This is a genomic window from Vibrio rhizosphaerae, assembly GCF_024347095.1.
In the GTDB taxonomy this organism is placed as follows: Bacteria; Pseudomonadota; Gammaproteobacteria; order Enterobacterales; family Vibrionaceae; genus Vibrio; species Vibrio rhizosphaerae.
The window spans coordinates 450,994-464,219 of record NZ_AP024904.1; the positions used below are offsets into that span (position 1 = coordinate 450,994).

At 46.1% G+C, this 13,226-nt stretch carries 11 protein-coding genes and 1 pseudogene; 8 read left to right on the forward strand and 4 right to left on the reverse strand.

Features of this window, described 5'->3' with window-relative positions; genetic code table 11:
* The first annotated feature begins 46 nt into the window (after positions 1-46).
* Entirely contained in the window at positions 47-790 is a 744-nt protein-coding gene (locus OCV37_RS17165; protein WP_051680833.1) for a GntR family transcriptional regulator, read from the forward strand.
* 144 nt (positions 791-934) lie between these two features.
* Here the strand turns inward: OCV37_RS17165 and OCV37_RS17170 are convergent, their stop codons facing one another.
* Positions 935-1,645 carry a hypothetical protein gene (locus OCV37_RS17170; protein ID WP_051680831.1) on the reverse strand — a complete coding sequence of 237 codons (711 nt, stop codon included), beginning with the start codon at positions 1,643-1,645 and terminating at the stop codon, positions 935-937.
* Between the two features lie 284 nt (positions 1,646-1,929).
* Here OCV37_RS17170 and OCV37_RS17175 point away from each other — a divergent pair, with 284 nt between their 5' ends.
* The 5 genes from OCV37_RS17175 to OCV37_RS17195 are packed head-to-tail and all read left to right on the forward strand — an operon-like array spanning position 1,930 to position 8,033.
* On the forward strand, positions 1,930-2,454 hold the full coding sequence (locus tag OCV37_RS17175) for an NUDIX hydrolase (protein WP_038185173.1): 525 nt from the start codon (positions 1,930-1,932) through the stop codon (positions 2,452-2,454).
* A 51-nt stretch (positions 2,455-2,505) separates the two neighbouring features.
* On the forward strand, positions 2,506-4,287 hold the full coding sequence (locus OCV37_RS17180) for an extracellular solute-binding protein (RefSeq protein WP_245609158.1): 1,782 nt from the start codon (positions 2,506-2,508) through the stop codon (positions 4,285-4,287).
* An 8-nt stretch (positions 4,288-4,295) separates the two neighbouring features.
* Positions 4,296-5,381, forward strand: coding sequence for a microcin C ABC transporter permease YejB (locus OCV37_RS17185; RefSeq protein WP_038185164.1), 1,086 nt, complete (start codon positions 4,296-4,298; stop codon positions 5,379-5,381).
* A gap of 1 nt (position 5,382) precedes the next feature.
* Entirely contained in the window at positions 5,383-6,426 is a 1,044-nt protein-coding gene (locus OCV37_RS17190) for an ABC transporter permease (RefSeq protein WP_038185162.1), read from the forward strand.
* Positions 6,423-8,033 (forward strand): ABC transporter ATP-binding protein, encoded by a 1,611-nt coding sequence (locus tag OCV37_RS17195; RefSeq protein ID WP_038185154.1) that lies wholly within the window; start codon positions 6,423-6,425, stop codon positions 8,031-8,033. The genes OCV37_RS17190 and OCV37_RS17195 overlap by 4 nt, the downstream gene beginning before the upstream one ends.
* Before the next feature lie 163 nt (positions 8,034-8,196).
* On the opposite strand, the gene OCV37_RS17200 is transcribed toward OCV37_RS17195, so the two are convergent.
* Positions 8,197-9,633, reverse strand: a complete 1,437-nt coding sequence (locus tag OCV37_RS17200; protein WP_038185151.1) for a glyceraldehyde-3-phosphate dehydrogenase — start codon at positions 9,631-9,633, stop codon at positions 8,197-8,199.
* A 340-nt stretch (positions 9,634-9,973) separates the two neighbouring features.
* Positions 9,974-10,609, reverse strand: a complete 636-nt coding sequence (locus OCV37_RS17205; RefSeq protein ID WP_038185150.1) for a hypothetical protein — start codon at positions 10,607-10,609, stop codon at positions 9,974-9,976.
* 395 nt (positions 10,610-11,004) lie between these two features.
* On the opposite strand from OCV37_RS17205, the gene OCV37_RS17210 reads away from it, so the two are divergent.
* Positions 11,005-11,547, forward strand: coding sequence for a cytochrome b (locus OCV37_RS17210; RefSeq protein WP_038185149.1), 543 nt, complete (start codon positions 11,005-11,007; stop codon positions 11,545-11,547).
* Complete coding sequence (locus OCV37_RS17215) at positions 11,544-12,113, forward strand: YceI family protein (protein WP_038185146.1); 570 nt, start codon at positions 11,544-11,546, stop codon at positions 12,111-12,113. The genes OCV37_RS17210 and OCV37_RS17215 overlap by 4 nt, the downstream gene beginning before the upstream one ends.
* A gap of 131 nt (positions 12,114-12,244) precedes the next feature.
* On the opposite strand, the pseudogene focA reads toward OCV37_RS17215, so the two are convergent.
* A pseudogene (gene focA, locus OCV37_RS17220) lies at positions 12,245-13,105 on the reverse strand (formate transporter FocA); the annotation flags it as partial.
* Positions 13,106-13,226: the final 121 nt, after the last annotated feature.

A 13,226-nucleotide genomic window follows, 5' to 3' on the forward strand; every position in this document is an offset into this window, starting at 1 on the left:
AATATCTCATTGTATCTGCCGGGAAAGCCCGTTAAATTGAACGTATATGTTTGATTGTTGTGACAATGTCACTTTGAGTTGGTTATCGGTGCAATATATTAAAATTAAAGAAACCATTGCAGAACAGATTGAGCAGGGCATGTTGTCTGCCGGGCAGAAATTGCCTTCGGAGCGACAACTGGCTGAAACATTTACGACCACCCGGGTGACGTTGCGTGAAGCGTTATCGTTGCTGGAAACGGAAGGACTGATTTATCGGGAAGATCGCCGGGGCTGGTTTATTGCACCACCACGTATCGAGTTTCCGCTATCAACAGCTGAAGACTTTCTTACTTTGGCACAACAGCAGGCACGTCAGGCGAGTCTGTCTGTCATCCGGGCCAAAAATACACTGGCGAATAAACAGGTGAGCGGCTGGCTGCAACTGGGGCCTTTTGCTGAAGTTTATGCAGTCGAACTGTTGCGTTATTTGGAGAAACGTCCGGTTTGTCTGGTTCGTTACTGGGTTGCAGAGAAACATACCGCGATGGATTCTGATGCTGCGACAGAGTTATTTTCATGGCTGCGGCAACAAGAGTCACAGCATCATTTTTGTGTTCATGACAGCGTGACGCTGGGGTGTCTGACCGGTGAAACGGCGGTACTGCTGCATGCTGCTCCGGGAACGCCGGCACTTGTGATTGAAAGGAAAGTGTATCGTGATGCCGCGCCTGTCGCAGCCGAAATAACCATTTGGCGGCATGATAGCTTAACGGTGACCTCAAGTGCTGCGTATCACGCTGATCATTGAATCCGTTTGTTCTTGTGGGGCCGGAAAGGGAGCTGAATGACTGGTTTGGATATCTGTCTTCAGAGCATGGTGTTCTCAAATCACGGGATGCCACATCGCAATGATGAAGCATCCCGATATTACTGAATGAGGGCATCGTTTTGTTTAATGGTAAACGCTTTCACTCATGTTAATTTTTGTACGGCACTGCATGACAGCTGAGCGGGCTTTGAGGTAGAGCTGGGTCGAAACTGCGGCGTAACCGATAAGCGCGTAACACAGCAATTCTGTTCCTTCCTCAATGGTATTCTTCACATTGCGGACATAATCGTCCTGCATGACCATATGCCAGAAACTACCCATTCCGAATAAGCGGGAAAACGACAACAAGAGAATCACGCCACAGACCAACAAGCGCATATTGGGCACACTGAGAATTTCGGCCATTTCGTGGAATACCTGTGTTTTTCCTCTCAAGGCATAAACAATCGCGCAGAAAGTGACGAATAGGGCCGGATAGACCCAGAAGCCATGCCATATATAGTCAAACAGAAAGTCGAGTTCGCGGATCGATAAAACCACAAAGAAGCCACTGATCAAGATTGCTGCATGACGCAGATTTTCGTGACTTGCCTTGACCCGATAGAAAGCAATCGCAGCAATCCCCAGCAGAATTTGTTGAACATACTCAGTGACAGAGTTTTCACCAATATAGTGATCACCATATAAGTAGTCCAGCCAGAGACAGGCCATGGTCAGAAGGCTCGCGCCAAGAACTGCGAGGATCAGTTTACCCGTATCAATCAGGATATTTTTAGTCTTCTCGTATTGTTCATGATGAATATGAACTGATGACGACGAGCTTTGATTTTTCATAGTAGTCACCTATTATTGATAATAGTTATGAATTTATTTTATGAATCAAAGACATATTTTTATATTGTTTGCTGCTTAAGGACGGCAACAGAAATTGAGAAAACATGTCTTATCAAACAGTATTCATCCCTGATTCATGGTACGTTGTGCCGACTTACTTCGAAATATGGAACTTGAAGTCGTAAAAAGTTGCATTTTATTTTTTGCTAACTTATTGTTTTTTATGACGAGTAGTCATTTAAACATTCCAATGGATTAGCAAGGACAGACAAGGAGATGCCTTTATGAAACATTTGGCGACAACAGTCGATCCTGAGGTACAAGCCCAGAAGGATTTTCAGACACAAGTTCGTTTAGCGAGCCGAGCGATTGTGCTGAATGAACATCACGAAGTTTTAGCACTGTATACCGACCGTTTTGATGATTACAGTCTACCGGGGGGCGGGTTAAGAGATGGTGAAGACCCGATTGTCGGGATGATTCGCGAGCTGCAAGAAGAGACAGGTGCTCACAATGTGCACAATATCCAACCTCTCGGTATTTATGAAGAGTTTCGGCCGAGAGGAACGGAAGCCGGCCAAGTTGTACATATGGTTTCTTACTGTTATGCCTGTAAGGTTGCTGATCAGCTCAGGAAACCTACCCCGGAAGATTATGAGATCCAAAACGGGAGTCGCCCGGTTTGGCTCGATATTCATCAGGCAATTGCTCATAATGAACAGGCGTTGATGGATCCATCCCATCATGGTAAGAATTTAGAGCGGGAAACGTTTCTTCTCCGGTTGGCTGCAAAAGAATTATTGATTTAGGAAAGTAATTGTATGGTTAAAGTAAGACTGGCCTTATTGAGTTGTGGCTTGATGATTTTCAGTATGGCCAGTTTTGGCAAAGTGATTGAAACGACACGTTTGGTTGGATACGGTGAGGCGAAGTATCCGGAGAACTTTCAGCATTTTGATTATGTCAATCCGAATGCGCCGAAGTACGGTAAAATCACTTATGGTCAAATCGGGACATTCGACAATTTTAACCGCTATGCCTCACGTGGCGTTCCAGCTGTTGCCAGTGGCGAGTTGTATGATAGTTTGATGTTCTCTCCCAGCGATGAAATCGATGCTTACTATCCGTTGATTGCAACCAAAATTCGTTATTCGGATGATTATCTCTGGCTTGAAGCGGATTTGAATCCGAAAGCTCGTTTTCATGATGGTCAGCCCATTACAGCCCATGACGTTGCCTTTAGTTTTAACAAGCTAAACACCGAAGGTGTGCCTCAATTCCGCGTCTACTATAAAGATGTCAAATCCGTCAGGGCACTCAATGATCATACCGTCCGGTTTGAAATGTCACAACCGAACCGAGAAAAACTGTTTAGCATTGCTGAAACGCTCCCGGTATTACCCGCTCATTTCTGGAAGGATAAAAACTTTGCTGAACCACTGGCAACGCCACCGGTCGGGAGTAGTGCGTACAAAATCATTGATTATAAGATGGGGCAAAGTATTACTTACGGGCTGGTAGATGATTATTGGGCGCGTGACTTACCGGTCAATGTCGGACGGAACAACTTCAAGGTGGTTCAGTACGACTATTACCGGGATGATACGGTTATGCTGGAGGCCTTCAAATCCGGGGAATTTGATTTTCGTCAGGAAACCAATGCCAAGCAGTGGGTGACCGCGTATACCGGGGTGAATTTCGATAATGGTCATATTATTAAAGAAGAAATTCCCCATCAGAAACCGGCACCGGCAAAAGGGTTTGTCTTCAATACCACGCGGCCGGTGTTTCAGGATCGCCGTGTGAGGGAAGCGTTGACCTACGCACTGGATTTCCAGTGGATGAATCAACACATGTTCTATAATCAGTATACGCGGACGAGAAGTTACTTTCAGAATACTGAGTTTGAAGCCAAAGGACTGCCGTCTGAGGCGGAGCTGAAGATTCTGAACCCGTTGAAAGCCGAGATCCCGCCCCGGGTATTTACTCAAGCCTACCAACCGCCGGTGACGGACGGTTCCGGCCAAATTCGAAAGCAAATGCGTCAGGCATTCAAACTGCTCAAAGTGGCAGGATGGCAGGTTAAAGACGGTGTCATGACCAATATCAAGACGGGCCAGCCATTTACGTTTGAATTATTAATTTTTAATCCGACCGATGAGCGTATTGCTATTCCTTTGCAGAAAAATTTAAAGCGGATGGGGATTACCATGAACATCCGTACTGTGGATACCACACAATATACAAAACGACTTCGTGACAGAGACTTCGACATGATTTCAAGAGGGTATAGTGCAAACGCTTATCCTTCATCAGATCTGATGATTGTCTGGAATTCCGGCTTTATCGACTCAACATACAATCAGGCGGGGGTCTCTGATCCGGCCGTTGATCAGCTCACCGAAGCGATTGCCGCCAGTCAGCATGACGCCCAAAAACTGGTTGCGTTAGGCCGGGCATTGGATCGGGTGTTGCAGTGGAATTTTTACATGATTCCGCAATGGTATGTCAGTACCTATCATGTTGCGATGTGGGATAAGTTTGAACGTCCGAAAGTGATGCCGAAATACTCGCTCGGCGTAGATAGCTGGTGGATTTCAGCCGCAAAAGAGCAAGCATTGGCAAGTGGCCAAAGCCATTAGAGGGAATTATGGCTGCATATATATTCCGTCGGTTGTTGTTAGTCATCCCGACGTTATGGGCGATTATTACGATCAATTTTTTTATTATCCAGATAGCCCCCGGCGGGCCGGTTGAGCAGGCGATCGCACAAATGCAGGGACTCGGTTCCGGCGTGATGGAGCGGTTTAGCGGTGGTCATCAGGATGTATCCCTTTCCGACGAAAAAACAGGACATTCAGGATATAAAGGCTCAAGAGGGCTCGATCCCGAAGTGGTTGCCGAGATCAGACGCCAGTTCGGCTTTGACAAGCCATTACTGGAACGATATGTCGAAATGCTGAAAAACTATGCCACCTTCAACTTTGGACAAAGCCTGTTCAAAGGCGGGGATGTGATGACACTGATCAAAGAGCGCTTACCGGTATCAATCTCGTTGGGTTTGTGGAGTACCTTAATTGTCTATCTGATTTCTATTCCGCTCGGGATCATGAAGGCGATCCGACACGGTTCTCGTTTTGATATCTGGTCCAGTGCGATGATCATTATCGGCTATGCCATCCCCGGCTTTCTGTTTGCGATTCTGCTGATCATTGTGTTTGCCAGCGGCAACTATTTTGACTGGTTTCCGTTGCGGGGCTTGGTTTCGGACAACTTTGAACAACTCACATGGTATCAGCAGATTGGCGATTATTTTTGGCATCTGACATTGCCGATTCTGGCGATGGTCATCGGTGGATTTGCCACATTGACAATGCTGACGAAAAACTCGTTTCTCGATGAGATTAATAAACAATATGTGGTCACGGCCCGGGCGAAAGGGTTGGATGAGCGCAGTATTTTGTATCAACATGTATTTCGCAATGCCATGTTGATTATTATTGCGGGTTTTCCCAGTGCGTTTATCAGTATTTTCTTCACCGGTTCGATGTTGATTGAAGTGATGTTTTCGCTCAATGGGATTGGTTTACTGGGATTTGAATCGACCATACAGCGTGATTATCCGGTGGTATTCAGTTCTCTTTATATTATGACTTTGCTGGGGTTGGTATTGGGGATTATTTCAGATTTGACGTATACCTGGGTTGATCCACGTATTGACTTTGAGGCGCGTTGAAATGGCATTGATTAAGATGAATCCGATGAATGCTGAGCGTTGGCATCGCTTCAAAAAGAGCAAGCGAGGTTATTGGTCGCTGTGGATTTTCAGTTGCCTGTTTTTGCTCAGTTTATTTGCTGAACTGATTGCCAATGATAAGCCCCTTTTTATTTCCTATGATCATCACTGGTATTTTCCGATAGTCTATGCCTATCCTGAAACCGAGTTCGGCGGTGAGTTTCCGACGGAGACAGATTATACCGATCCTTATGTTGATGAACTGATTCGTGAGAAAGGGATGATTATCTGGCCGTTGATTCGGTTTAGTTACGATACCATTAATTTTAATATTGATAGCGGTAGCGTCCCTTCCGCCCCCGATGCGGTTAACTGGCTTGGAACTGACGATAAAGGACGAGATGTATTGGCCCGGCTCATCTATGGCTTTCGGATTTCGGTCTTATTTGGATTTGTCCTTACGCTGGTTTCTTCTGTGATTGGCGTGGGAGTCGGTGCGATGCAAGGATATTACGGCGGATGGTTCGATCTGTTCGGCCAGCGTTTTATCGAGATTTGGTCAGGGATGCCAACGCTGTTTTTACTGATTATTTTGTCTAGTTTTGTTGAACCGAATTTCTGGTGGCTACTGGGGATTATGGTGTTATTTAGCTGGATGAGTCTGGTTGGTGTGGTGCGGGCTGAATTCTTACGGTGTCGTAATTTTGATTATGTCAGAGCGGCGCAGGCTATGGGAGTTTCCGATCACCAAATTATGCGTCGTCATATGCTGCCAAATGCGATGGTCGCATCACTGACCATGCTGCCATTCATTCTCTCCGGTTCGGTCACTACATTAACGTCACTGGATTTTCTTGGTTTTGGTTTGCCGGTCGGCTCTCCGTCACTCGGAGAACTATTAGCGCAGGGAAAGGCAAACCTTCAGGCGCCCTGGTTAGGAATATCGGCCTTTGTGGTTTTATCGTTGATGCTGACTTTACTGGTATTTATCGGTGAAGCGGTGCGGGATGCATTCGACCCACATCAGTATGGGAAACGCACATGAGTCAGGATGTATTGAGTATCAAGAATCTGTCGATTGGTTTTCGACGTCAGGATCGTACCGAACAAGAAAGGATTGAACCGGTGACACATCAGGTTAGCTTCTCTATCAGTCAAGGAGAAACGCTGGCGCTGGTCGGGGAAAGTGGCTCCGGGAAATCAGTGACAGCGAATGCGATTCTGAAATTGCTGCCAGTTCATGCGGCACACTACGATGAAGGAGAAATTCTTTTTGATGGGATCAATACATTAACCTGTTCAGCCCGCCAGTTGCGGGGGATTCGCGGGGGCCGGATCGGGATGATTTTTCAAGAGCCGATGGTGTCACTGAATCCGCTGCACAAAGTTGGCAGACAGTTGGTAGAAACGCTGGCCATTCACCGGGGTATCCGGACTCGTCAGGCAGAGGCGATTGCACTGAAGTGGCTAGAAAAGGTTGGCATTCGTGAGCCGGCAATGAAAATTAATGCTTATCCGCATGAGCTGTCCGGCGGTGAACGGCAACGCGTGATGATCGCGATGGCACTCATCAATGAGCCGGAGTTGTTAATTGCCGATGAGCCGACCACAGCACTGGATGTCTCGGTACAAGCTCAAATCCTTGACCTATTGAAAGCGTTGCAACAAGAGTTGGGGATGGCGATGCTGTTCATTACCCATGATCTGAGTATTGTCAGACGGATTGCGGATCGGGTTGCTGTAATGCAACAGGGCAGACTGGTGGAAACCGGTGCAACCCAGCAACTATTTGCTGATCCTCAACATCCCTATACGCATCAGTTAATTCATGCTGAGCCCAGAGGTAAACCGGTTGATGTCTCTGCTCACGCCCCGACTCTGCTTCAGGTTGAAAATCTGAAAGTTTGGTTTGCAATCAAAGGTGGTTTACTTAAGCGTACCCTCGGTCATATCAAGGCAGTGACGGATATGCAGTTTAATCTCCGGGAAGGACACTCGATTGGTTTGGTCGGAGAGAGCGGGTCAGGCAAGTCTACGACCGGATTAGCGATTCTCAAATTGCTGCATTCTCAGGGATCGATTCGTTTTCGGGAGACCGAGCTACAGTCACTCGATCGTCAGGGAATGTTGCCATTCCGCCACCAGATGCAGGTCGTATTTCAGGATCCATTCTCAGCGCTCAACCCGAGAATGTCGGTCGCTCAAGTGATTGGTGAAGGATTACGGGTTCATCAGCGCTTGAGTGATGCAGAGATTGATCGACAAATCTGTGACGTAATGGCCGAAGTCGGACTCGATCCACACAATCGCTATCGTTATCCAAATGAGTTTTCCGGTGGTCAGCGACAGCGGATTGCAATCGCCCGGGCCTTAATCTTACAGCCGCAGTTTATCTTGCTGGATGAGCCGACATCATCGCTTGATCGGACGGTTCAGGCGCAGGTACTGGATCTGCTGAAAATGTTGCAGGAAAAGCATGGTTTGACTTACTTATTTATCAGTCATGATCTGAATGTCGTGAAATCGTTGTGTCATTACACCATTGTGATGCGGCAGGGGAAAATCATCGAGCAGGGTGAGACCCAGACCCTTTTTAACGACCCTCAGCACGAATACACCCAAAAGCTGGTGGCATTATCATCATGGTCTTAAGCGATCAACATCGTCTGAATGATAAGCAAAAAAAAGCCGCTTTGTGTTAGAAAGCGGCAAGCACTCAGGTGCATGATCGATGTCGTCAGTATGTGCTGAAGTGATGTCGAACAACCGACGGCATCGTTCGATTATTATTGTTATGTTGTGGAGATGAAACCGGTTATTGAGTCGGATAAGTTTTGTAACGAACCCCCATCATTTGTTCCATACAGTGAATCACCTGACCACTGTATCCAAATTCATTGTCATACCAGATGTACAGAACACACCGGGAATCTTGCGCAATCGTTGCCGCTCCATCGACAACACCGGCATAGCGTGAGCCGACTAAATCTGTTGAAACAATTTCTGTGGATTCGGTGTAATCAATTTGTGGTGCCAATGATGAATTGAGTGCGATATCCCGCAGGTAATGATTCAGGGTTTCTTTATTCGTCTCAGAGGCTAGATTCAGATTGGCAACCGCCATCGACACGTTTGGTGTCGGCACCCGGATCGCATTGCCGGTGAGTTTTCCGGCCAGTTCCGGCAGGGCTTTGGCAACCGCTTTCGCTGCGCCGGTCGAGGTCAGAACCATATTGAGTGAAGCACTCCGACCACGGCGTTCACCGGGATGGAAGTTATCGATCAAATTCTGATCGTTGGTAAATGAATGCACCGTCTCAATATGACCCGATAAAATCCCATATTGCTCGTGGACTGCTTTTAATACCGGTGTAATTGCGTTGGTCGTGCAACTGGCGGCTGAAATGATGGTGTCCTCCGGCTGAATCGTGGATTCATTGACCCCGAAGACGATATTCTTCATTTCACCTTTGCCCGGAGCGGTCAGGAGCACTTTGGCTGCTCCCTGACATTGCAGATGCTGGCTTAAACCGGCTTGATCGCGCCAGACCCCCGTGTTGTCGACGATCAGTGCATCGTGAATCCCGTAATCGGTATAATCGATGTCTTGTGGCTGGTGGGCATAAATGATCTGAATATAATTTCCGTTGGCAATGATTGCTTTCCGTTCATGATCCACGGTAATACTGCCGTTGAACAGGCCGTGAACCGAGTCACGACGGAGTAAACTGGCACGTTTTTCCAAATCACCGTCTTTGCCGCCGCGAACCACAATTGCCCGTAAACGTAAGGGATAACCGGGGCCACTTTTTTCGATGAGCAGGCGAGCCAGTAAGCGACCAATTCGACCGAATCCATACAGCACAACATCTTTCTGGGGCGCTTTAGGTTTTTGCGTCAATGCTGCGTGAAGTGACGTTTGTAAATAATCCTTCAGGCCGGATTCATCGTCATGGTGTTGCCAGTACCGATGGGCGAGTTGACCGATATCGATACGGCTCGGGGTTAATTCGAGTTCAGCAAGCTGTTGTAAAACAGGGCGTGTTTGTTGTAAATCGAGGGGAGAACCAATATAGCGACGGGCGATCCGATGTGTCTTGATGATTTCAATCGTTGCTGCGTTGATCAGCGTTTTACCGAATAAAATCACTTCAACACCCCGAGTTCGGTATAGCTGCCCGATGAGGGGAGACATGGATTCCGCAATCGTTTGGCCAGCGTGCCAGTCGAGTAGGTGTTTCTCTGGGCTCATGATTCAGGACCTTTTTATTGTTTACGTTGAGCTTAAGTTCATACCTGAGGTATGAATTCAGTCATCCCTTGGCGCGATAACTTTGTGTGTCAGGAGATGGCTGTTGTTATGCGTTTTTATGGTGGGCGATTCTAATCTGAGTTGTTTTATTTTCCTAGTAAAAATAAAACGATATTTTTTTCTGTAAATAGAGGAAAAATCAGTTTTTTAAATGGAAGCTGGCGCAGTACATCAAACGAAGCGAGGCAGTTTCACTGTTGTGAATTCGATGTGAAATATCAGGAGGACCGGTTTGGTGAGCCGTGATGTCTTTTGGCGGGGGGCGAGATCGAAATTGCAATCAGGCCCACTGCAAAACAGCGTATAACTGAATGTATTTACGAACCAGTTGCTGATCTTTGGAGCGTCTGAGTGGATGACCATACTTTATGTAACAAGGCGAAACTGCATGACAGGTTTCTAAATGTTGACTTAATCTTGAGTCACTTTCATACAATGTAATGCCCTGAGCATTGTACTCGGCGAGCTCGTCCGGCAGTTGTCCCATCCACCAGTAAAGTAACTCGCGGCTGGTGGTTTTACGCGAGATCCAGTGATCTGCCAGTAGCAATAACAGATCGGAGGGCTGGATTGCATAGGCATATTCTTCTTTCCAGAGGGTAATGTCCTGAACAAGTTTTTCCCGGCAGGTCTTTCCGGCACTGACGAGATGATGCGTCAGGATCCACACGGTACCGATTTCCGACGTCACCCGAAAATGATGGGGAAGTTCGTGGTGGAGATGCAGGTCAATCGGGATATATTCGCAAGAATGACCGAATTCAATGAGCGTACGGGCGAGACGTCTGGAAAATGCTTTAGCAAGGTGGTGTTCAGTCATTCCCTGATTATGAATCGTCGGATAGTGTTTTTCACATAGCTTCAGACAGTCAGATTGAAACTCATTGACACTTTGAATCAGGATATCCAATAACAAGACTAACACTCCTTGTGAGAACAAAACTCAGCGTAGCATATTTTATACTGAACTCGATTTTTTTTATGCTTTTCGGAGAGCTATTCGACTAAATATATTAAGTTTTTGTGATGTTTTCTGCGCATTTTAAATCGTGGCGTTGGAGGAGAGACCGGACAAAAATGGAGGGCGTCTATAGTATATAATGTGATTCTAATGCAAATAAGTGCGTATAGTTCAAGAAATTGGAATAAGTTCATCAATTTATTGAGGTGTTCGGTGAAATCTTTATAAGAAATACTCATTAAAGAAAGTGAATATAGACCGATTTCTACTATAGAACTGATTAAAGCAACAATTATTTTTAATTTAGGAAACCGTCGTTATGAGCAAATATATAGTCAGGAAGGGCAGATATGAGCACTGATGTTAAAAACTATAATCTTGTCGCTAGGAGCATACATTGGCTATCGGCAATCGTTATTGTGGGAATGTTTGCTGTTGGTGTCTGGATGGTTGATCTGTCTTACTACAGCACTTGGTATCATGAGGCACCTTTCTTACATAAATCGGTCGGGATACTTGTGGCACTTTTAACCATTTTCCGTGTGATTTGGAAAGCCTCAACCGTCTCACCAAAAGTGACAGGGTCTCGTTTTGAAAAAATTGCATCGAAAGCAGTTCACCACACGATGTATCTAGATTTGTTCGTTATCTTTGTCTCCGGCTATTTGATTTCTACAGAAGATGGTCGCGGGATTGATGTATTTAACTGGTTTACGATTCCCGGCGCCGGAGCGCTCTTTGAAGGGCAGGCTGATCTCGCAGGCGTTGTTCACAAAATCGCAGCTTGGACATTGATCATTATGGTCGTTTTGCATGTCTTAGCTGCCCTACAACACCACTTTATTTCCAAAGATGATACATTACGAAAAATGATAGGAGCATCTAAATCATGAAAAAGGCATTACTCGCAACAGGGTTGGCATTGACGACAACTTTATCTTTTGGCGCAATGGCTGCCGATTATGTTATCGACACAGAAGGGGGCCACGCATCGATTAACTTCACCGTGAGTCATTTGGGATACAGTTATATTCAGGGACGTTTTAATCGTTTTGACGGAACATTCTCTTATGATCCGAAGAATATCACCGCATCAAAGGTTGAGGTTAAAGTCGATACCACTTCTTTGGATTCAAACCACGCGGAGCGAGATAAGCACATTCGCGGCGGAGAATTTATTGATGCAGGCAAATATTCGACTGCAACGTTTAAAAGCACCAGTATTGAAGATCAAGGTGATGGTGAGTTCACGATCAATGGCGATTTGACTTTGCACGGGCAGACTAAACCGATCAGCATTGATGCAGAACTGATTGGTGCGGGTCCTGATCCATGGGGCGGTGAGCGTGCTGGTTTTGAAGGCACGACAACACTACAGTTATCTGACTTTGGTATCAAAGCCATGGACATGGTTGAAACTGTGGATATGCAGCTTTATGTAGAAGGTATTAAAAAGTAAGCTGCTGTCAGTCATACTGAACAATAAAAGCCTCTCATCTGAGAGGCTTTGTTGATTGGGGCGTATTTTAAAAATGTTTAGGCATCATTTTTAACAGCTTTATGGTCCACCGCGGTTGTTTTTCCCTGATTCGGACGGCTGAATACAAACCAGTTACCTAATCCGACCAGGAAAGCACCTCCGACAATATTGCCCAGAGTGACAGGGATCAGATTGGCAAATATAAAGTGGGAAATCGTCAGATCAGCATATTGAGTGGCATCTGTACCGATGGCATGCCAGAACGTATCCGGCGCAAATGTTTGAATTGCAATCCCTAAGGGCACCATAAACATATTGGCGACACAGTGTTCAAACCCTGAAGAAACAAACAGGGCAACAGGTAAGATGGTCATCATGGCTTTGGTTGCTGCATTTTTTGAACTGAATGTTAACCAAACCGCGAGACAAACCAACAAGTTACATAATATACCGAGCGTGAAAGCTTGAATGAATGTGTGGTGAAGTTTGTGTTGCGCGATATTGAGTGCATTGAGGCCCCATAGTCCGTGAGCACTACCGTACAAACCGGAAGCCATGATTAAGACTAACAGCAACATGGCACCTAAAAAGTTACCGATATAAACTTTGCCCCAAATCGTCAGCATCTGAGTGGTGTTTACTTGTCGGTTTGCCCGGGCGAGAATCGTGAGTACCGAACTGGTAAAAAGCTCTCCGCCACAAATGACCACCAGAATCAGGCCCAGACTGAAAGCAATCCCACCGGCTAGTTTTGCCAAGCCCCAAGGAATGTCTGCAGAGCCTGTTGTGACTGTAATATAAAACACAAAAGCAAGCCCGATGAACAGGCCAGCCATCATCCCGAGTCCTAAAATCGTCCCTGTTGATTTCTTGGTCTTACTGTGTGCGTAATGTTCTGCTTCAACCATCATTTCAGCAGGCGTTAAGTAATCGGTATTGTTCGCCATATGGGCTCTCCAGATATAACTCATAGCGTTTAAATTGTGTGCTACAGCACATTCCTGTGCGTAGATTACCTAATTTTACACCATACGGTAAATCGGTAATTCTGAATATAACTATCAATTTGATTGATAGTTGTTGATACGCCCG

Bases quoted from the DNA above. Each gene is read 5' to 3' on its own strand.
- OCV37_RS17170 (WP_051680831.1), bottom strand. From the start codon at position 1,645: ATGAAAAATCAAAGCTCGTCGTCATCAGTTCATATTCATCATGAACAA.
- OCV37_RS17210 (WP_038185149.1), top strand. From the start codon at position 11,005: ATGAGCACTGATGTTAAAAACTATAATCTTGTCGCTAGGAGCATACAT.
- OCV37_RS17175 (WP_038185173.1), top strand. From the start codon at position 1,930: ATGAAACATTTGGCGACAACAGTCGATCCTGAGGTACAAGCCCAGAAG.
- OCV37_RS17195 (WP_038185154.1), top strand. From the start codon at position 6,423: ATGAGTCAGGATGTATTGAGTATCAAGAATCTGTCGATTGGTTTTCGA.
- OCV37_RS17190 (WP_038185162.1), top strand. From the start codon at position 5,383: ATGGCATTGATTAAGATGAATCCGATGAATGCTGAGCGTTGGCATCGC.
- OCV37_RS17200 (WP_038185151.1), bottom strand. From the start codon at position 9,633: ATGAGCCCAGAGAAACACCTACTCGACTGGCACGCTGGCCAAACGATT.
- OCV37_RS17180 (WP_245609158.1), top strand. From the start codon at position 2,506: ATGATTTTCAGTATGGCCAGTTTTGGCAAAGTGATTGAAACGACACGT.
- OCV37_RS17215 (WP_038185146.1), top strand. From the start codon at position 11,544: ATGAAAAAGGCATTACTCGCAACAGGGTTGGCATTGACGACAACTTTA.
- OCV37_RS17185 (WP_038185164.1), top strand. From the start codon at position 4,296: ATGGCTGCATATATATTCCGTCGGTTGTTGTTAGTCATCCCGACGTTA.
- OCV37_RS17165 (WP_051680833.1), top strand. From the start codon at position 47: ATGTTTGATTGTTGTGACAATGTCACTTTGAGTTGGTTATCGGTGCAA.